The organism is Endozoicomonas sp. OPT23, assembly GCF_009653635.1.
In the GTDB taxonomy this organism is placed as follows: domain Bacteria; phylum Pseudomonadota; class Gammaproteobacteria; order Pseudomonadales; family Endozoicomonadaceae; genus Endozoicomonas_A.
In genome coordinates, this window is the sequence record NZ_PPFD01000001.1 from 455,023 (window position 1) to 475,594 (window position 20,572).

17 protein-coding genes are annotated in these 20,572 nt (G+C 47.0%); 9 read left to right on the forward strand and 8 right to left on the reverse strand.

Going from position 1 to position 20,572, the window contains the following annotated elements:
- Positions 1 to 202 precede the first annotated feature (202 nt).
- Entirely contained in the window at positions 203 to 1,075 is an 873-nt protein-coding gene (ilvY, locus tag EOPP23_RS01835; protein WP_153764270.1) for an HTH-type transcriptional activator IlvY, read from the reverse strand.
- A gap of 184 nt (positions 1,076 to 1,259) precedes the next feature.
- Between ilvY and ilvC the strand changes: the two genes are divergently transcribed.
- The 3 genes from ilvC to EOPP23_RS01850 all read left to right on the forward strand — a co-directional run bounded on the left by ilvC (position 1,260) and on the right by EOPP23_RS01850 (position 6,050).
- Positions 1,260 to 2,276 carry a ketol-acid reductoisomerase gene (gene ilvC, locus EOPP23_RS01840; protein ID WP_153764271.1) on the forward strand — a complete coding sequence of 339 codons (1,017 nt, stop codon included), beginning with the start codon at positions 1,260 to 1,262 and terminating at the stop codon, positions 2,274 to 2,276.
- 149 nt (positions 2,277 to 2,425) lie between these two features.
- The gene (locus EOPP23_RS01845) at positions 2,426 to 3,346 is read left to right on the forward strand and encodes a DMT family transporter (protein ID WP_153764272.1); all 921 of its coding nucleotides are present in this window, start codon (positions 2,426 to 2,428) and stop codon (positions 3,344 to 3,346) included.
- Positions 3,347 to 3,578: 232 nt separating this feature from the next.
- The gene (locus EOPP23_RS01850) at positions 3,579 to 6,050 is read left to right on the forward strand and encodes a M48 family metallopeptidase (protein ID WP_153764273.1); all 2,472 of its coding nucleotides are present in this window, start codon (positions 3,579 to 3,581) and stop codon (positions 6,048 to 6,050) included.
- Between the two features lie 44 nt (positions 6,051 to 6,094).
- Here EOPP23_RS01850 and EOPP23_RS01855 read toward each other — a convergent pair whose 3' ends face one another.
- From EOPP23_RS01855 to EOPP23_RS01870, 4 genes are all read right to left on the reverse strand, one after another.
- A complete protein-coding gene (locus EOPP23_RS01855) occupies positions 6,095 to 6,619 on the reverse strand; it encodes a DUF3087 domain-containing protein (protein WP_153764274.1) in 525 nt (174 codons plus the stop codon).
- Positions 6,620 to 6,654: 35 nt separating this feature from the next.
- On the reverse strand, positions 6,655 to 7,608 hold the full coding sequence (locus EOPP23_RS01860; protein ID WP_153764275.1) for a hypothetical protein: 954 nt from the start codon (positions 7,606 to 7,608) through the stop codon (positions 6,655 to 6,657).
- Between the two features lie 154 nt (positions 7,609 to 7,762).
- Entirely contained in the window at positions 7,763 to 8,410 is a 648-nt protein-coding gene (locus EOPP23_RS01865; RefSeq protein ID WP_153764276.1) for a DUF2959 domain-containing protein, read from the reverse strand.
- A 108-nt stretch (positions 8,411 to 8,518) separates the two neighbouring features.
- Positions 8,519 to 8,980, reverse strand: coding sequence for a YccF domain-containing protein (locus EOPP23_RS01870; protein ID WP_153764277.1), 462 nt, complete (start codon positions 8,978 to 8,980; stop codon positions 8,519 to 8,521).
- A gap of 172 nt (positions 8,981 to 9,152) precedes the next feature.
- On the opposite strand from EOPP23_RS01870, the gene EOPP23_RS01875 reads away from it, so the two are divergent.
- The 3 genes from EOPP23_RS01875 to pssA all read left to right on the forward strand — a co-directional run bounded on the left by EOPP23_RS01875 (position 9,153) and on the right by pssA (position 11,843).
- Positions 9,153 to 9,920 (forward strand): SDR family oxidoreductase, encoded by a 768-nt coding sequence (locus EOPP23_RS01875; RefSeq protein WP_153764278.1) that lies wholly within the window; start codon positions 9,153 to 9,155, stop codon positions 9,918 to 9,920.
- A gap of 75 nt (positions 9,921 to 9,995) precedes the next feature.
- Positions 9,996 to 10,928 carry a glutaminase gene (locus tag EOPP23_RS01880; protein ID WP_153764279.1) on the forward strand — a complete coding sequence of 311 codons (933 nt, stop codon included), beginning with the start codon at positions 9,996 to 9,998 and terminating at the stop codon, positions 10,926 to 10,928.
- A gap of 87 nt (positions 10,929 to 11,015) precedes the next feature.
- Positions 11,016 to 11,843 (forward strand): CDP-diacylglycerol--serine O-phosphatidyltransferase, encoded by an 828-nt coding sequence (gene pssA, locus EOPP23_RS01885; RefSeq protein ID WP_153764280.1) that lies wholly within the window; start codon positions 11,016 to 11,018, stop codon positions 11,841 to 11,843.
- 165 nt (positions 11,844 to 12,008) lie between these two features.
- Here the strand turns inward: pssA and EOPP23_RS01890 are convergent, their stop codons facing one another.
- From EOPP23_RS01890 to betB, 3 genes are all read right to left on the reverse strand, one after another.
- On the reverse strand, positions 12,009 to 13,226 hold the full coding sequence (locus EOPP23_RS01890; protein WP_153764281.1) for a BCCT family transporter: 1,218 nt from the start codon (positions 13,224 to 13,226) through the stop codon (positions 12,009 to 12,011).
- Between the two features lie 294 nt (positions 13,227 to 13,520).
- A complete protein-coding gene (betA, locus tag EOPP23_RS01895) occupies positions 13,521 to 15,227 on the reverse strand; it encodes a choline dehydrogenase (protein ID WP_153764282.1) in 1,707 nt (568 codons plus the stop codon).
- A gap of 24 nt (positions 15,228 to 15,251) precedes the next feature.
- Positions 15,252 to 16,715, reverse strand: coding sequence for a betaine-aldehyde dehydrogenase (betB, locus tag EOPP23_RS01900; protein WP_370514580.1), 1,464 nt, complete (start codon positions 16,713 to 16,715; stop codon positions 15,252 to 15,254).
- Between the two features lie 433 nt (positions 16,716 to 17,148).
- Between betB and msrP the strand changes: the two genes are divergently transcribed.
- From msrP to EOPP23_RS01915, 3 genes are all read left to right on the forward strand, one after another.
- Positions 17,149 to 18,198 (forward strand): protein-methionine-sulfoxide reductase catalytic subunit MsrP, encoded by a 1,050-nt coding sequence (gene msrP, locus EOPP23_RS01905; RefSeq protein WP_153764284.1) that lies wholly within the window; start codon positions 17,149 to 17,151, stop codon positions 18,196 to 18,198.
- 97 nt (positions 18,199 to 18,295) lie between these two features.
- Complete coding sequence (locus tag EOPP23_RS01910; protein ID WP_228550517.1) at positions 18,296 to 18,871, forward strand: sulfite oxidase heme-binding subunit YedZ; 576 nt, start codon at positions 18,296 to 18,298, stop codon at positions 18,869 to 18,871.
- Between the two features lie 129 nt (positions 18,872 to 19,000).
- The gene (locus tag EOPP23_RS01915; RefSeq protein ID WP_370514581.1) at positions 19,001 to 20,185 is read left to right on the forward strand and encodes a YbfB/YjiJ family MFS transporter; all 1,185 of its coding nucleotides are present in this window, start codon (positions 19,001 to 19,003) and stop codon (positions 20,183 to 20,185) included.
- Positions 20,186 to 20,572: the final 387 nt, after the last annotated feature.

Here is a 20,572-nt window from a genome sequence, read left to right on the forward strand (position 1 = left end):
ACTTTTCTTCATGAAACTTACATTAGTATTAATTAATATAGATTCGATAAAGGTGAAGGATTACTGATGGATACTATGTTGTGGATAACCAGAGATCATCCATTTCTGGCGCTGATTTGCGGGCTGTGTTTCTTTCTTTTCTTATTCAGTATCAAACCATTTCTGATGTGGCTTGGTGATCGCAAGAATAGGAAAGACTGAGTTACCGGGTTTCAAGTAACTCCCAGAACGCCTGTATTAGAGGGCTTTTAAGCTTCTTCTCAAGAACGCAGATTCCGACGTCATAAGCGGCCAACCATGGTTTAACGTCCAGTACACGAACCCTGTCTGCCAGCGGACTGTTATCCAGAACGATCTGCGGCACTACACCAATGCCAAAGCCAAGGCTGACCATACTCACTATGGCTTCGTTACCTGCTACCTGGGAATAAATTCTGGGAGTGATTTTTTTACTGGCGAACCAGCTATCGACACGCTGTCGTCCAATACCCCTTTCAGACAGAATCATAGGCGTTTGAGCCCAGTCTTCATTGGTTTCCGGAATGCTGATTTCATCGTTGGCTGGTGCAATAAAGGTCAGGGGAGACAAGCCAATGCTGTGGAATCTCAAATCACTAGGCATTTGCTCAGGCCGAGCAGAAACGACAACATCTTCCTTGCCTGACATCACGTGTTCGATGGCAGAATCCGGATCACCGGTATGAAGTTTTATTTCGATCTTTGGGTAATGCTGGCGAAAGCGGTTAAGGATTTCGTAGAGAAAGCTGTAGCTGGCGGTAACAGAGCAATAAACACTGATTTCACCTTTCAGCTCTGTGGACTCTGCCATCAGCTCATTACGAATGGTCGCCCACTGGCTGATTGTTTCACGGGCATAGGTCTCAAATTTCTGACCTTCTGGCGTCAATGAAACAGTACGATTGTCTCGTTCGAACAGTACAACCCCCAGCTTTTCTTCCAGCTGCTGAATACTGCGACTCAGGGTTGATGGGCTGACATGGGCTGCAGCACTGGCGCGGCCAAAATGCAGAGTCTCAGCAAGGCTTAGAAAGTGATGAAGGCTCTTGGTATCCATATTTTACTGTTATTATTAGTGTTTCATATTTTGGGATATTGTATTGCAAATATATCATTTTACGCAAAGCTCTGCCTGATTTAATCTTCACTCAACTTTTAAGAACAACCGGTTCAGAGCAGGGTTCTACTGAAGAGCTGCTGTACTGATTCAAAGCCGGGTAACCTCATAGCAGGAGTTAGCCATGCAAGTTTATTACGATAAAGATTGTGACCTCTCCCTCATCCGTGACAAGAAGGTTTCCATCATTGGTTACGGTTCCCAGGGTCATGCCCATGCGAACAACCTGAAAGATTCAGGTGTAGACGTTACCATCGGTTTGCGTAAAAACTCTTCTTCTGTAGCCAAGGCCGAATCTTCTGGTCTGCAGGTTAAAGAAGTTGCTGCAGCGGTTGCTCAGGCTGACGTTGTAATGATTCTGACACCTGACGAGTTCCAGTCTCAGTTGTACAAGCAGGAAATTGAGCCAAACCTGAAGAAAGGTGCGACTCTGGCATTCGCTCACGGTTTCGCTATTCATTACAATCAGGTTGTTCCTCGTGAAGATCTGGACGTAATCATGATTGCGCCAAAGGCTCCAGGTCACACGGTACGTTCAGAATTTGTTAAGGGTGGCGGTATCCCTGATTTGATCGCTATCTATCAGGACGCTTCTGGAAAGGCCAAAGACGTTGCGCTGTCCTACGCTTCCGGCGTTGGTGGTGGTCGCACCGGTATCATCGAAACTACCTTTAAAGATGAAACCGAAACGGATTTGTTTGGTGAGCAGGCTGTACTTTGCGGTGGTGCGGTTGAGCTGGTTAAGGCTGGTTTTGAAACCTTGACCGAAGCGGGTTACGCTCCGGAAATGGCTTACTTCGAATGTCTGCATGAGCTGAAGCTGATCGTAGACCTGATGTACGAAGGCGGCATTGCCAACATGAACTACTCCATCTCCAACAATGCGGAGTACGGTGAGTATGTAACCGGCCCTGAGATCATCAACGATGAATCCCGTCAGGCCATGCGCAATGCTTTGAAGCGTATCCAGAACGGTGAATACGCCAAGATGTTCATCACCGAAGGTGCGACTAACTATCCATCCATGACAGCTTATCGTCGCAACAATGCTGCACACCCAATCGAAAAGACCGGTGCCAAGCTGCGTGAAATGATGCCATGGATCACAGCTAACCAGCTGGTAGATAAATCCAAAAACTAAATACTGTTTTTGCTTAAAGAAAGGGCGCTTTATGCGCTCTTTCTTTTTTTCTGTTGGCGACTAATCTGTCATTACCAGCTGCATATAAATAGCCGCTGATTTATTCTTGCCTTAATCATAATAAAAAATGGCACCAGCGGAGAGTAGTTGTGGAAAAAGGCAGTTCCCGTTCAGTAAATAGAAGAACTCTGGCTATTCTCGGCCTGGTTCTTGCGGTAATGTGTTGGGGAGGAAACAGTGTTGCCGGTCGTATGAGCGTCGGTGAAATCCCTCCTTTAGCGCTTTCTTTCTGGCGTTGGTTTCTGGCGCTTCTGGTTATTCTGCCGTTTACATGGAAAACAGTTCTTCGTAATAGAAGAGAAGTGCTTAGCCACTGGAAAGCAATACTTCCTCTTGCGGTACTGAGTATCTCTTGCTTCAACAGTTTGCTCTATCTGGCCGTTCAAACGACTCAAGCCGTTAATATTGCGCTCCTTCAGGTGTCACTCCCTGTTTTTACCATGGTTCTGGCTATACCACTTTTGAAACAGTTTCCTACTAAGGTTCAGTTGCTGGGTATGCTGATTGCGGTACCGGGCCTGATTTTGATTCTTGGAAAAGGACACTGGCAGAGCATCATTGAATTGAATTTTGGCGAGGGTGATCTGATTATGTTGTCAGCTGTTACTCTCTGGGCTATTTATACCGTTTTGTTGAAGCGTTTTACCTTACCTTTATCCGGAGCCCCTATGCTGACGGTGTTTATTGCCGTTGGTGTGGTATTTATTCTGCCTTTTTATCTGTGGGAACTTTCGATCAAAGGAGGCTTTGAACTGAATACGAGTACGGTCAGCCTTTTATCGTACGTGGTGATATTTGCCTCGCTGGTTGCTTATATTTGCTGGAACTTTGGTGTGGATGTTCTGGGAGCGAGTAATACTGCGCTGTTCAACTTTCTGATGCCAGTGTTTGCCGCTGCTTTTGCTATTCCACTATTGGGAGAAACCCTGAATCATTATCACTGGACAGGTGCCTTTTTAATTTTTACAGGGTTATGGGTTTCCAGTCGTAAACAAGTTAAGGCAGGGTAAACCCTCTGCCTCTTGGTTTTAAGTGTTGATGAACCAGATCCAGAGGTTAAGGGAGAAGAGGCTGTGTTTGCCTGACAAATTAGTCAGGGATGCTGGCAGTTATCAGCTATGAACTCTTGATAATCGGGATTACCGTAATATTAACGACCATGGCTATATAATGATTAGTATGTAAAATACTCTCAGGATAAAAATAACAGCAGACAAGGAGTACCCCGCAGGGTTTGTGGCTATGGGTGCAGTAGAAAAAACACTGGAAGAGTACAAAGTTCTGTTCAGCGGTCGGCTACGACAGGGTGTTGAGCCGGAGCAGGCAAAGCAGTCCTTTGCAAAGGTATTTAAATTATCTGCTGATAGAGTAGATAGAATTTTTTCCGGGCAACCGGTCTCTCTGAAGAAAACGGGTGATAAGCAGGTTGCAGAGAAATTTGCACTCAGGCTGGAAAAGCTGGGGCTGGAATGTCTGGTTGTTAATGGAAACACTGCTGAAAAAGCATTTGAGAATAAGGCACTTGAAAGTAAGTCACTTGAAAGTAAGTCTCGAAAACCTGAAAAGGCGGCAATAAAAAAGCTGAATCCAAATCAATTATCCATTCAGGATATTGATCGAATGTTTTCCGGGCAGATTAAACCGGTTAACGTATCTGCAGGGTATAGTCTGATGCTGTTGTTCGGTGCCCTGATTATTTTGCTTTTGCCGTTACTGTATCTAGCAATGACGGGGGCGGTCGCAGCACTTACCGGCTACCACGCCATCCATAATCTGGATTTACTGCTGGATCGTCAGGGTATGATCTTGGCGGCCGTCTTTTCTTATGGTGGCCCCATCGTTATTGGCACCATACTGGTTTTCTTTTTGCTTAAACCACTGCTTGCGCCAGCCTATTCAAGAGAAGTTGAAATACGACTGGACCCGAGAAAATACCGACGTTTTTATCGATTTGTCGAGCAAATCTGCCAGAGAGTCGGTTCTCCAATGCCTGCTGAAATTCTCGTAGATCATCAAGTGAATGCCTCTGCCTCGCTGAAAAAAGGACTTTTCTCAAAAGAGCTGACTCTGACTGTGGGTATGCCACTGATATATGGCATGAGCTCACGACAGCTGGCAGGTATTCTGGCCCATGAGTTTGGTCACTTCAGCCAATCCTGGGCTATGCGTGCTGGTTTCAGCATGGGGTACATCATTAACTGGCTTTATCGTGGAGCCTTTGTACGGGATAAATGGGATTACCTGCTAGAAAAATGGAGTGAGGAAAGCGAATGGTTTGGCGCAATGATCACTCTCTACATTGCTCGCGCAGGAGTCTGGCTCAGCCGTAAAATTTTACACGGACTTATGTATGTCGCTCTTTTTGTACGACAGGGGCTGGGGCGGCAGATGGAATTTGATGCTGACCGCTATGAAGCGCGTATGAGTGGCAGCCAGCATTTCAGTCAAACAACAAGAAGGCTGGTTGAACTGTCTATTGCTTACCACCGCGCGGATGAACTCAATAACAGATCATGGACGGAAGGTAAGTTAGTCAATAACCTGCCTGAGATGACTGAATTTCAGGCCGCTCACTTAACGGATGATGATCATAAATACATTACTCTAGGCCTGGAGAACGGTAAAACAGGGTTGATGGATACGCACCCCTGCGACCAGGCGAGAATTGCCTCTGCAGAGAAAGAAAAGGCAGAGGGTATTTTCACCTCTGATTTATCCGCCAGAGTTCTTTTTCAGTCTCCGGAAAAACTGGCAGAACGAGTAACCACTGCTTTCTATGCAAACAATGGCCTTGTTTGTGACAGTCGTCACCTGATCAGCAGAGATCAACAGCTGGAAATGACAGGTCGAAGTCAGCAGAGCTTCGAAACTTTGGAGGCTTACTGGGGACGTTGGTTCGATGCCAGTAAAGTTCTGCCTGTTGTTTCTCTGTCTGACGTTGAAGATGAGCAGGCTGTTGTCAAAAAACTTGAGCAGTGCAAACTAACCTTTCGACGTATGTCGGTGGATTACGATCAACTCGAAGATCAGCTGGTAAAGGCTAATGACAGAATGATTTCTGCTCTGCTTGGTCGAGCCTGGTTCGCGGCCGGGTTTGAAGTTGATATGGAATCCTATGGTTTCGAAAGGACAGAGCCAGAAGCCATAGCCAGAACTCTGAGAGAAAAAGCAGGTGATTTTCAGGCATTAGTTAAGAAACAGTTGCCCATGAATAAATTACTGGGTGAGCAATTGCGGCTGGGTTTAATGCTCTACGTACACCTTCATCCGGAAGATAAGCAGTTGATCTCGGGTATGATATCGGCACTAAAATCACTGCGAAGCCAGCAAGTGATTCTGGATAAAATCTGGTATAGCACTCAGGCTCTTGGCCATATAGAAAAAGTCTTCTCTGAAGAGCCGGACGCAAACAAGGATATGTATCAGCGTGCTATGGACAGTGCTCGTGAGAATATCCCGGAGTGGCATAACCAGTTTATGGCTGTTGCTGACACCATTTCCGTCTGTCTGTACTCCGGTGAGCAGCCAAACGACCTTGGTCACCATATTAATGCTTACCTGAAAGGGGCAGAAGGTTCTGCTGACTACTACTATTCAGCATGGGAAGGTATGACCTGGTGGCACAGACGTGTGATGCTGAGGCTGGGAGAGTTAGCGCTATCAGCCGAGAGGCATTACGATGTTCAACCTTTGCAGATAAAGGTGGCTTCCTAGGCAAATGATAAAGCAGGCTCAATGACATCATTGAGCCTGAACCGTTAAAAACCTTTCAATAATTCCGGGGTGAACTGGTCAGTTGATACAGATATCCCGAGACTGCTTATTTGGCTGTTCAGTGTTTCAATATTCCGGTCCAGCTCTTGAAGAGTTAGAGTGTTGTCGTCCAGCAGATATATCTGCCTGAGCGCAGTGTAATAGAAGGTCAGACAAACCAGTGCATTTTGATTGTTTTCATCAGCAGAAACTTTAACTTTGGCCAGCTTGCGATAAATCCGGTTGGTCAGCTGCTTGAGTCGCCAGATATAGTAAACCTCTGCAAGAAATGGGTGATTTCGTAGCCTGAACAGAATCGCACTGCAGATCAGTGCAGCAGCAATAACGCCTGCCAGATTAAACCTGAAATTGCCGGTAGACTCCGCACCTTCAACAGGAGTCTGCCCATAGTAGGCAATTAGCGTGAAGCTGATGGTCAGCGATAGAATCACTAAGCCGGCAATAAAAGAGCCGATAACAATATTGGCGTGCTTTCGGTATGTTGCCTTGTCTATTTCTTGGAGCTGCATTCAATAAATTCTTGGCTTGAAAGTGAGTGAGAAGCTTACGACGCTTCAACAGTAAGTGATAGCGTTCCCGAGTATACACCAGCCGACTTTCCGGCAAGTTCACTGTCATTAATTCTAATTCGGACTCTGGCATTATTCTGCCCGTTACAGCTAAGGGAATTGCTGCCTGCTGTAGAGGTTACGGCCTGATCAACGCTGACTGTTTCAAGACTTGAACCGTCGGCTGCCTTCGATAGTCGAACCATATAGTTAATAGTGTCAGAGCCGTTGCTTAGCAGGAATTGATTGCCAGTGCCGCCATTTGCCCTGATGGTATAGCTTCCACCGCCCCAGACAAAGACACAGAAGCGTTCGTCCTTTCGGTAAAAGCTTCGGTTGGGAACTTTTTCTGTGAGGACTATATCGTCGAGTCCACTTATTTTATACAGATCAGGAAGAGTGATTTGAAAAGGAATTCTGGAATGGTAAAGGTTACTACCCTGTCCCATATCCATACTGAGTTCACCACTGTAACGTCCGGGTTGAATAGATTGCAGCTGGCTTGCATTTAATGTTGCTCTAATCGAGGCCATGGCATTTCGGTCAGAGCAGAACCTTGCACCAGCAGTATCATTTGAAAGCCCGGAAGAGCTTATGTCTGCATAGGCAGAATCCGGATTACCTCGCCATTCCATTTTGATATCAGGACCATTATTGCCAATCTGAAAGAAACCACCGCCGACATCGGAGGCGGAGGTTCCTGTTTGAAAGGCAATGTCGTAAGAGGTGGGATTCCCATCGGCTTGCCGGTAGGAGAGTGCACAGTAATTTTCGACAGTGCTAATGTCTCTGTTAGACGTACCATCCAGATCAGACTCTTCGGGAATTAAAACAATTTCATCAAGCGCCTGAATATCTGCGCAGACACCGTTGCGACACTGTAAATCAGCATGGACAGGGCTGGAGAGGCAAAGAGCTGTAACAGCTGAAAGCTGCGGTAAATGTCTCATAATATGCTCCGGAGTGTTTAAACACTGGAGGCATTGGCTAAGAGTCCATTCCCGCCGATCACCATCGGATTATTAAAAAGTGCTTATTTTATAATCAGATTCACATTTTAGTACAGCCTTACAAGCGGTTAGGTTACTTGTAAGGCCATCTTGCTTAACTTTTCTTGAGAACCTCTACGAACTTTCTGGATTCATTAATAGAGCGCTGCATATCGATTACCAGTCGTTCAATATCTTTTCTGATACTGCTGAACTCACCTTTCAGGGCCGCAATCGCCTGGGCATTCAGATTATGTTTCAGATACAGAACCTGATCCTGAAAAGCATTCAGTACGGGTTGCATACGCTTCTCGGACTTTTCCATGCTGGCCAGCATGCGACTGTACTGACGACGGGTCTCTTTCAGTTTTGTCGCACTGGCACGACGCAGTTTTTCGTTAGAATAGAGTTCCAGTTCATCTTCCCATTCATCAAACAGCGCATCTGACACATCTTTCACGCCATTGATGCGCTTTCTGACATCTTCAGCCGAAGCCACACTGTCTTCGTATTCCGAGTTGAGGTGGGCATAAAGGCTTTCCAGTTCACCACCTTCAAAATCAACAACGCTGCGGAAACGTTCCAGAGCTGACTTGAACTGTTCCTGTGCTTCTTCCTGAGCTTCCTGAGAACTCTCAATACGATCAACCATGATGTCGCGTTTATGAACGCCGACCTTTTCCATGGCTGCGTAATAAGTGCTCTGACAGCCGCCCAGTACGAGAGCAGCCAATAAAATAAGAGTACTTCGAATGGCAGTCATAGCTGCTTCTCCTGATTATTAGATATATCGAATACACATAAACGACTGTTCAAATCGTTATTTTTCCGCTGTAAGCAGGCAAATAATATGTGCGTTCGTATTTCTTTCTTATTTATCCGAACGAATATCGTCGACCACTGATTGAGCATGATTGGCTCTGGCTGCAGCGGCAATTTCCTTGGATACAACAGTTTTACCTATTGGTGCCAGAGCAATACCTGCCAGCTTCAGGTGCTGGATAGCAAAGGGAATACCAATAATGGTTATGGCACAGACAATAGCAGAGGTCAGGTGACCAATGGCCAGCCAGACTCCGGCAAAGATGAACCAGAGAATATTACCCAGAAATCCCAGTGTTCCTGTGCCAATGTCGTCTTCCAGTTTCAGTTCACGACGGCTGATCGCTTCCTGCCCGAACGGAAAAAAGGAAAACTTGCCCATCACAAAGCAGGCTCTGCCCCAGGGAATACCAATAATAGTAATAAATGCGACCAGCCCGAACATCCACCAGGCCAGCCCCATAATGATGCCGCCGAGTATGAACCATAAAAAGTTGCCAATGACTCTCATCTGTCTTTCCTTTGGGGCTTTCCGTTAACGGTGGTTAACCGACTATTATGAAGGTTCTTTGAAGCAATTCGAAGCTACTATCGTATGAACTTCCTGACTTAATCCTGATGGACGAAGTATCCAGCAAAACTCTGAATCAATATTGAAAAAACAACGGAACAGGGTGGCTTATATGGGAACGTACGCGATTACCGGAGGATCATCGGGCATTGGTGCCGTCATCAAGAGTCGACTGGAGAATGATGGTCACTCCGTTATTAATGTCGATATTCAGAAAACAGCAGATATAGTGGCTGATCTTGCAACTTCGGCAGGTAGGGAAGCAGCGATTCAAGGAATCAAGAGTTGGGCAGTCGATGGCTTTGATGGTTTTATTCCCTGTGCTGGTGTTGGCCCTAATACACAACCTTATTCTCGTATTGCTCAAACCAACTTCTTTGGTGTCGTCAGGCTGGTGGAATCTCTGCTGGATTTAGTGGCTAAAAAGCAGGGCAGTGTTTTATTTATCTCCTCCAATTCGGCTCCTATGCCAACGGATGCCAGAACTGTTGAGTTAATGCTCGAAGATAATGAACAGGCTACTTCCGAACATATCGATAAACTGGCTGATGGATTCAATGCTTACAGTGGTTCCAAGCAGGCAGTGGCTCAGTGGATGCGTCGCAAGACACAGGAAAGCGCTCAGCGAGGCGTAAGGTTTAATGCTATTGCTCCCGGTTTTACTCGAACGCCAATGACGGAAGAGGGCTTAAACAGTAAAGAGCATGGTGCTGCCACCAGAGAGTTTGTCGCCAGTATTCCCACAGGCCGCCCGGGGGAGCCGGAAGATATGTCCAATGCAGCTGCCTTTCTTTTGAGTTCTCAGGCCAGCTTTATCTGCGGCTCTGTTCTTTTCGTGGATGGCGGCCATGATGCCATGCTTCGATCAGATAGCTTCTAGTGGCAACCACTGATTGAGAACTGATCAGTCACAGGCGTAAGCTCTGCTGCCCTTATCTGTGAGTGCCTGTGATTGATGACACATTTATCTGTTGCTGAAATTGAGAGAGTCATGGCTTCTATGCCTGAGGCTATCTCGAATACTTTTGGGCAGGGTCAACCTGCGAACTATATTCCTGCATTAGCTGGCATTGATTCTGGCAAGTTCGGCATGGCAATCAGCACAGTGGATGGTCGCGATTTTGTCTGTGGTGACGCCACTGAAATGTTCTCTATTCAGAGTATTTCCAAAGTTTTCAATCTCAGTATGGCCATCAGCCATATGGGAGAGGAGTTGTTTGATCGCGTAGGCGTTGAGCCGTCCGGTACTGCTTTTAACTCTCTGTCTCAGCTGGAATATGAAAACGGAATTCCAAGAAATCCTTTTATCAATGCGGGCGCTTTGGTGGTTACTGATGCCTTGCTCGGTCATGTAACATCGCCCAAACAGGAGTTTCTGAGCTTTGTTCGCGGTCTGGCAAACAATATCGATGTTCACTACGACGAAGAAGTCTTCCGTTCTGAATACGACAATGGTCAGAGAAACACGGCTCTGGCCAATTACCTGAAAAGCTTCGGTAATCTCAATAACCATGTCTCAAGGGTTCTGGATTTCTATTTTTACCAGTGTTCTCTGTCTATGAGTTGTCAGGATCTGGCTCGGGCTTTTCGTTTTCTGGCTCAGGATGGCAAACACCCTTATAAAGATAAGCAGGTGGTCAGCAAGCGTAAGGCTCGCCGTATCAATTCCTTGATGATGACGTGTGGCACTTATGATGAAGCGGGTGAGTTTGCCTTTAATGTAGGTTTGCCGTGCAAGAGTGGTGTCGGTGGTGGCATTGTTGCCATTATTCCAGGAGAAATGTCGATCTGTGTCTGGAGTCCGGAGCTTGGTACGAAAGGAAACTCGCTACCTGGTACCGAAGCTCTGAAATACTTTGTTGAGCAGACAGGTCACTCCGTCTTCTGACAGTTTATTGATATATGGTACATACTGCAGTATACCCATTCGTGGTAGAGTTATTTTTTTCGTTAGCTGTAGATGGGCCCTTACAGAATGACCGATAAACAAGATCGCCCCGAAACTGAACCGGATGATCTGGACGGGGTATTTCCCGTTGATGAACACTTCGAGGAAGAAGTGGTAGAAGGCGGCAGGAAAGTACGCCACAAAGGTATTTATATCCTGCCTAACCTGTTTACTACAGGTAACCTGTTCTGTGGCTTTTACGCCATTATCAGTGCTCAGGCCGGATTTTTCACCCAGGCCTGTATCGCTGTTTTTGTGGCCATGGTGCTGGATGGTCTGGATGGTCGGGTTGCTCGTATGACCAACACCCAGAGCAAGTTCGGTGCTGAGTACGACAGTCTTGCCGACATGGTGACCTTTGGCGTTGCGCCAGGCATGGTAGCCTATAGCTGGGCACTGAACGACCTGGGCAAGTTTGGCTGGATGGTTGCCTTTATCTATGCCGCTTGTGCCGCTCTTCGTCTGGCACGCTTTAATACCATGATTGAAGTAACCGACAGCCGATTCTTTACCGGTCTGGCCAGCCCTGCTGCTGCAGCGCTGGTGATTGGTATGGTCTGGGCGCTCAGTGACTTTGGTATTGACGGTAATACCTTTGCCATTGCCCTTCTGGGTGCTGTAATCACTGCACTGTCCGGCATCCTGATGGTGAGTAACTTTAAATACAACAGTTTCAAAAAGCTGGACCTGAGAGGTCGTGTGCCTTTCGTGTTTATGCTGGTGATGGTTCTGGCCTTTGCTGTTGTCTTTACTGATCCTCCCCGTGTACTGATGCTGATCTTCCTGGGCTATGCCTGTTCCGGACCGGTTATGTACCTGATGGAACGGACCAGAAAGCAGCCAGCTGCAGAATAAAATAAGAACGCCTTCTTTTATTCCAGCTCAAAAAAAAGCCCCTGCATAAGTCAGGGGCTTTTTTTATTTAGCAGTTAAGTACACAGACATATGAATTCATACACCCTTTGCCCGCCTCCGGCGGGCAAAGGGTGATTTAATATTCAATTATGTGTATCTGCACACTTATCTCGCCATATCAATCTTGCTGAAGTCTACTTCGTTCTCTTCCGGTGAGCTGTTGATATTCCGCACCGTGGTAAAGCTGGTGATCAGAATGTACGCCAGACAGCAGAAGAACAAACCAATAACCAGAGCACCAATCCACTGAATCTGCAGGAAGTCGAACTTGAACAGCAGGGTCAGCAGCACCATGGCGACCAGGTTGCCGGCAATGTACTTAGCCTTGCCAACACGCTGAACAGTCAGGTTCAGGTTGTCGGTGTAGAGACGAATCAGGGAATCCAGAGAGTTCACTACGAACAGGATGCCCACTACAGCCATAGCAATGCTGAAGAAGCCGGACGTATCCAGTGCGTTCAGGTGGTAGTAGTACAGTACAGCGAACCAGGTCGCTATCGGAATGGACGGGAATACCAGCATGGCACCCAGTACCTGCCAGGTTTTCAGACCACCGACAAAGCGTGATGTGAATTGGCCGATCATGATGCTCCATGCGAACCACCAGAACAGGTAGAACTCGTGGTAGTCGTTCAGTGGCAGCACAAACTGATGGATGTTACCGAAGTAGTTACCAATCAGGGAGATAGTTGCAGTGAAGTCACTAACAGAACCATTCTCGCCGGTGAAAGCACCGAACCACATAATAACGATCAGCCCCAGGAACATCCAGGTAGACGACAAGCTAAGTGTGCGCACAAAGCGGAGGCTGGTACTGGAATATACGGCAGCGGCAATCACAGCAAACACAATTAGGTAGAAACTGGTGACAACTGTTTCACCGTCGCCAACCTGAGGCAGGTACCATGGCAGGTTGGTCAGCAACAGATAAGCCGTAAAGGCACAGGTGCCGATAATAACCACGTTGTTGATGAACTTGATAACAGGAATTTCAAAGAACTTCACCTTCGGCTCAATAGCCACAAAGTAGAAGCAGGTCAGGAAATAGAAACCCCAGATCAGGAAACCCCAGTAACCAAATTCAATGGCCAGCGGGTTACTGAAAGCGTATTCCGGACTGGCTGCAAGGTCTGCATATCCGGCGAATTCTGTCAGTGGGAACATGATCAGTCCCACATCCAGCCCTGAAGTAAACAGGATGGCGATAAAGGTTAAAGTGCGAACCGGAGTTACACCCACCAATTGCATATTGCCCCATTTGATCAGGACAAAGATGATGGCGGTAAAGGTAAATAAAATACCAACGGAGAGCAGTTCTGTCATAGCTGGCTCCCCTTTCTAAAATTGGTGCTTACTCTTGTAATCATAATGTTGTGCCTGTCGTTATCGTTTTATGGCTGAGAAATGGCGCACTGACCCAGTCAGACTTTCAATGGTGAAAGTCAGCTTTGCAGAGCTTAAGTATCACCAGCTGAAAGCAGATACAGCTTTTGCTGGTGATAGTTAAAATCTGTTGTGTCCTTTATACCCAGATACTTCTTTTGTATAGATCAACCACGAATAGCCTTCCCAACTGTTCGAGGTTGATCAAGGAGTGGTCACTTAGCGTATAGCCACTCAGCGCAGAGCCTCTCCTGATCTCTGCTTTTCCTGCCAGTCCGCACCCATACCTACTTTTGCAGTGGATGGAGCCAGCATATCCGCATCCCGAATCATGTCCGCAGCTCGCTCGGCCACCATAATAGTGGGCGCATTCAGGTTGCCGTTTGGAATAGTCGGGAATATGGACGAATCCACAACCCGCAGTCCTTTCAGACCGTGAACACGGGTTTGCGGATCGACAACAGCCATGTCGTCGGTGCCCATCTTGCAGGAGCAGGATGGGTGGTAAGCACTTTCAACCGATTCGCGAACGAAGGCATCGATCTCTTCGTCGGTTTGAATGTGCTCGCCTGGCTGAATTTCAGAATCACGGTATTCATCAAACGCAGGTTGGTTGATGATTTCACGGGTCAGACGAACGCACTGTCTGAACCCTTCGCGGTCATCTTCTTCGGCCAGATAGTTAAACTGAATGTCCGGATGTACGTCAGGATTCGCAGAAACTGCTCGCACATAACCACGGCTTTTCGGCTTGTTATGACCGATATGAACCTGGAAACCATGGCCGTCAAAAGCGGTTCGGCCGTCATAACGCATGGCTGCTGGCAGAAAATGGTATTGCAAATCAGGCCATTCAACGCCGGGCTTGGAACGAATAAAACCACAGGATTCAAAGTGGTTTGTAGCACCAAGCCCATCCTTCTTAAAGAACCAGCGAGCGCCAATAAAGAGTTTGCTCAGTGGGTCCAGCTTACCGTTCAGGGTAATAGGCTGCTTGCAACGGAACTGGAAATAGAATTCCAGGTGATCCTGCAGGTTTTCACCTACGCCGGGCAGTTCGTGGTGAACTTCAATGCCTGCTTTCTCCAGTACGTCTTTTGAACCAATACCGGACAGTTGCAGAATATGAGGTGAACCAATAGAACCGGCAGAAAGAATAACTTCCTTGCTGACCAGAGCCTGTTTGATCTGACCTTTATGTTTGTACTCAACGCCCGTCGTTTGTTTGCCTTCCAGCAATACACGGTGAACCTGCGCATGAGTTACTACTGTAAGGTTGCTGCGTTTCATAGCCGGACGCAGGTAAGCATTGGCTGTTGACCAGCGAATGCCGCCCTGTACCGTCATGTGCATTGGGCCGAAACCTTCCTGACGGCAGCCGTTGTAGTCAGATGTTTCCATATAACCTGCTTCTACACCAGCCTTGATAAAGGTGGAGTAGAGCGGGTTTTTCATTTCGTTGCCGTTGTTGACGCCCAATGGCCCTTTGTCACCACGGTAGTCATTGCCACCGAATGCCCAGGTTTCAGCCTTCTGAAAATAGGGCAGGCAGTGACTGTAATCCCAGTCAGTGGCGCCATATTGCTGCCATTCATCAAAGTCTTTGGCGTGACCACGGACGTACACCATGCCATTAATGGAAGAAGAACCGCCTAACACCTTGCCGCGAGGGCAATGCATACGACGGTTATCCAAAAACGGTTCTGGCTGGGTTTCATACTGCCATGCATACTTTTTGGTATTCATGGGAATGGACAGCGCCGTCGGCATTTGAATGAAAATGCTTTTGTCACTGCCACCGGTTTCAATCAGCAACACCTGACTGTTGCCGTCTTCTGTCAGTCGATTGGCCAGAACGCAGCCAGCAGAACCTGCACCGACAACGACATAATCATACGTACTCTCAGAGCGATGGCTCTCAAATTGAGTAGAATCTGTCATGGTACTTTTCCTCCTGAGTGCGTTTTAAAAAGGGCTTTCCAGTGGTGTCATACCCACATAAACCGCTTTGATCTGGGTGTAATGCTTCAGGGTTTCGACACCGTTTTCACGACCAATGCCCGATTGCTTGTAACCACCCACAGGCATTTCAGCCGGTGACGCACCGTAGTTGTTGATCCAGCAAATGCCAGCTTCAAGCTGGTGAATGACACGGTGAGCGCGGGTGATGTCCTGAGTGAAGACGCCAGCCGCCAGACCCAGTTTGGTGTCGTTAGCGCGAGCAATTACTTCTTCTTCATTTTCAAAAGTGAACACAGCCATAACCGGCCCAAAGATCTCTTCACGAGCGATGGTCATATCGTCGTTGCAATCAATGAATACGGTAGGCTCAACAAAGAAACCGCCAGGTGCAGAAGCAGGGCTTGCAGCCTTACCACCGGTCAGAACGGTTGCGCCTTCTTCGATACCCTTGTTGATATAACCCATCACCAACTGATGGTGCTTTTCTGAAATCAGAGCGCCCATGTTGGTATCAGCATTCATTGGATCGCCGAGAATGATGTTGTTTTCGGTGCGCTGTTTCAGCTTTTCGATAAAGGCAGGGAAGATGTTCTTGTGAACATAAACACGGGTGCCGTTGGTGCAGATTTCACCCTGGGTGTAGAAGTTGCCGAGCATGGCCCCGGAAATAGCGTTATCCAGATCAGCATCATCAAAGATAATCAGTGGTGACTTGCCACCCAGTTCCATGGTGACGTCTTTCAGGGAAGAAGCAGCCGCAGCCATAACCTTCTTACCAGTACCCACTTCGCCAGTGAACGACACCTTGGCAATATCCGGATGATGAGTCAGCCAGGAGCCTACCTTGCCATCGCCTTGTACTACGTTGAATACACCGGCAGGAACACCAGCTTCGGTAAAGATCTCTGCCAGCTTCAGTGCGCCCAACGGTGTTTCTTCAGAAGGTTTGAAGATCATGCTGTTACCACAGGCCAGAGCAGGCGCTGCTTTCCAGCAGGAAATCTGCAGTGGATAGTTCCAGGCGCCGATGCCCGCGCAGATACCCAGTGCTTCACGACGGGTGTAGTAGAAATCGTCGCCCAGACTTTGCTGATTGCCTTCAATAGACGGTGCCAGCCCTGCGAAGAACTCGATGGAATCTGCGCCAGTGACTACGTCAACTTCTGATGCTTCCTGCCATGGCTTGCCAGTATCGAGAACTTCGATTTTTGCCAGTTCATCATTGCGTTCACGCAATAGTGCTACTGCTTTATTAAGAATGCGGCTGCGTTCGATGCCGGTCATCTTTGACCAGATTTTGAAGCCTTTTTGAGCGCTGGCAATCGCAGCTTCCTGAACGGATTCATCCGCTACTTCTACGGTGTAGATAACTTTATTGGTAGCCGGATTAACAACTGAAAAAGTCTCGCCGGTTTTATTGGCTAGATATTGACCATCGACAAAATTCTGATAGCAAGGCAGTGACACAGATAACTCCAATGAATTTATAGATGCTATTAAGGTGCTAAGAGGGAGAGCTACCGGACTAACATGGTTTACATTTGGTATAGGGGTAGAGCTGAAAGCTTTGAAAGAAAGCTGTTCAATAAAGAGGTGACTTAAAAAGCTCGAAAATGATGTTGCAGAAAGAGCGCCAGCAGAGTCTGGGTAGAAGGAGAGTTGGTTCGAAAAACTTGCAGAAACTGCGGAAACATAAGGCTCTTGTAGGTATTTATCGTGGAGCTAGTGTACAGATTTAAGTAAGTTCAATCAAATCTGGAAAAGATAACATCATTAGTTTTCAAAAATGATCTTCCATGGTTATCGTTTTGAATCTAAAAGGGATGGTGTAACGTAAAGAAATAACAATACCCATTTAGAATGCCGTCTATGGCCATTTGACGAGTTAAGGAAGTCTTGCATGCTGATCAAAACCAGAAAGCCCAGCGATGTTCGAAGTAGTGAAATTACTTCTGAAAGTGTCTACAAAGATCGTCGTAGTTTTCTGAAGAAAAGTGGTCAGTTTGCCTTTGCTGGAATGGGAGTAACGTTGGTGGGGTGTTCCGATGCCAGTGAAGCCAAGCCAAAAACCAAAGACTCAGTCATTGAAACCGGCTACGACAATATTCCACAGCTCAGGGCTCCACAGTGGTTAAAGGAAAAAGTAGCTACTTATAAACAGAGTGGTTACACCACCAGTGAACAACTCACGCCTTATACCAACGTCACCAATTACAACAACTTCTACGAGTTCGGTTATGGCAAGGATGATCCCGCAAAGAAAGCGGTCAACCTGAAAACTGATCCCTGGTCTATTACAGTGGAAGGCGAAATTGAGAAGCCGGGAACCTATACACTGGAAGATATTCTTAAAGGGCAGGATGTAGAGGAGAGAATCTACCGGCTGCGCTGCGTTGAAGCCTGGTCCATGGTTATTCCGTGGGTAGGCTTTTCACTGGCTGACATGCTAAAGCGTTTTCAACCTACGTCAAAAGCCAAATACGTTGAATTTCACACGCTGTTTGATCCTCAGCAGATGCCCGGTCAGCGCTCCAGTTTCAGTGCCATTCAATACCCGTATGTTGAAGGTCTGCGAATTGACGAAGCAATGAATCCGCTGACATTTATGGCAATCGGACTCTACGGTAAAACCCTGCCACCCCAGAACGGTGCACCACTAAGACTGGTTGTACCCTGGAAGTATGGTTTCAAGAGCATTAAGTCCATCGTCAAGATTCGTTTTACTGAAACCATGCCTCAAAGCACCTGGGTAAAATCTGGTCCTAACGAATATGGGTTCTATGCCAACGTAAACCCTGAAGTAGATCATCCACGCTGGAGTCAGAAGAGTGAACGTCGTCTGCCAAACTCTATCTGGGAGCCAAATAAGATCGAGACCAAAAAGTTTAATGGCTACGAAGAAGAAGTTGCCCACCTATATAAAGGTATGGACCTGAGTAAGCACTTCTGAATGTGTAGCGCACGTATCGAGGATTAAATTGCCATTTGCCCGCCGTCGGCGGCAAATGGCTTATGAGTTCGTATATCGGGGTATTAAGGAACAGTAAATGAAAAAAATGGACTGGGTGGCGAAAAGCAAACTGGTAGTATTTCCAGCCTGTCTCATTCCGCTGGCCTTACTGGTTCAGGCTGTTCTTACCAACAACCTTGGGCCAGATCCGGCAAACACGCTTACCCGAGATCTGGGTGAGTGGGCTTTAATCTTTTTATGTGGTGGCTTGGCCATTACACCAATGCGTAAATTCACGGGTGTTAATAAGCTGATTCGCTTCAGAAGAATGATTGGGCTATTTACGCTCTTCTATGCACTACTTCATATCACTGCTTATCTTGCTTTTATGCTGGCCTGGGATTGGGCGACACTGGCAGAAGACCTCTATAAACGTCCCTATATAATAGTAGGTGCTTTGGCTGTTCTTATACTGACTGCTTTGGGCGTAACTTCTACTAAAGGCATGATGCGTCGTTTAGGGAAGAAATGGGCGAAACTGCATAAACTGGTTTATCTGTCAGCAGGGCTGGCGGTGCTGCATTTTCTTTGGCTGGTGAAGAGTGACTATACTGAGCCTGTTACATATGGATCTGTAATTGTGGTTCTGTTGTTGGTTAGATTAAAAAAATGAAAATGCCTCTAAAAGCGTAATCTATGCTTTTTACTTCTAGAGACCATTGTTAGAAGAAATAGAAGAAGCCAGCACAATATTATGTAATGAAGTGATTCTGCATGGGCTTGGCCAGGAGGGCGCCCTGAAGTGATAACCAGAAAAGAATTGCCAGCACTGATGGCTGGTTTAATGGCAACATTCGCCGGTATTGGGCTGGCTCGCTTCGCATATACACCCTTAATTCCTGAGTTGGCAAAACAGGGCTGGTTTGACAGTCATCAGCTTGCCTATCTCGGGGCCGCAAATCTGGCAGGCTATTTTATTGGGGCACTGTCTGCGCACAGGTTATCTGAGCTGGTCGATATTAAGTGGTTATTAAGAGCCTGTTTTGTTTCTATTCTTGCCAGTTTTATTCTCTGTGCTGAACCTGTTTCATTCAGCTGGTTTTTCGTTTGGCGGTTTGTTGCCGGAGTTTCCGGGGCTGTCTTAATGGTGGTTGCTCCCAGTGCTGTTATGTCATTTGTTTCAGCTGAGCGACAACAAAGTGTTGCGACTCTGGTTTTTACCGGGATAGGGCTTGGCGCACTGATGTCAGCAATCATTATCCCTCTGCTGTTGAGTGTCAGTCTGGCTGTTACATGGATAGCTCTTGCTGGTCTTGCTGCACTTGCTGCATTAATTGCAGAAGTAAGTCTTCATAGCCTGAAATCTGCTGTCCTGACCAAAACATCCCAGTCTGACACTTCATCCAGCCAATCTCACATTGGAAAAGTGTTGCTGCTCGTTATCATTGCTTATGCAATGGATGCATTTGGTTTTGTTCCTCATACCGTGTTCTGGGTGGATTATCTGGCAAGGGAGCAGAGTCTGGGTGTCATGTCTGCTTCGTACCAATGGGGAGTATTTGGTGTTGGGGCTATTTGTGGACCCTTTATAGCAAGGTGTGTTTTGCAGTATATGAGTTGTCAGCAAAGTCTGGTGCTGGCTTTTATAGTGAAAGCCATTGCAGTGGGCCTTCCTCTTATCTCAGTGGATGTGATGGCCAGAACTCTTTCGTCCTTTATTGTGGGCGCACTGATTCCTGGAATAGTTGCTCTGACTTCGGCTCGAATTGCAGAGCTGGTTGGAACTCTTGATCACAAAAGGTTCTGGGGTGTTGCAACGGCGGCCTTTGCTTTGGGTCAGGCTGTTTCAGGTTATGCTATGGCTGCGTTATATGAATACTGGGGTGAGTATCAGCAGCTGTTTCTGATTGGATGTCTAGCCATGCTGACTGGGGCTGGGCTAATCGTTTTAAGTAGCAGTAAGACAGAACCTGAGAAATCTGGTTAGAGAACAAGGGACGCTCCAAATCCTTCTGCTCTTATAGACGACAATAAATAAACGACGAATAAGTAGCTTTCGGGGGTTGGCACGATCATTCAAATGTGTAGAATACGCCTCCGTTGTGCAGGACAACCCAGCGGGTTAATTACTTCTTTCCTCTCTTAATAACGAGAACGAAAACAGCGATTGACAACAACGGCTGACACGGTAGAATGCGCCGCCGCTGACCAAGAAAAGTTCTTCGCAAGACGAACGAGGTTAGCGAGTTGCAACCGAGTTCAACGGATTCGAAAGAGTCTGAAAAACAAACGGTTGACAACAAAAACGGTCGCGGTAATATAGCGGCCTCGCTGAACGGCACCGACGCCGATTCAGAGTTTGAATTAAGACGCT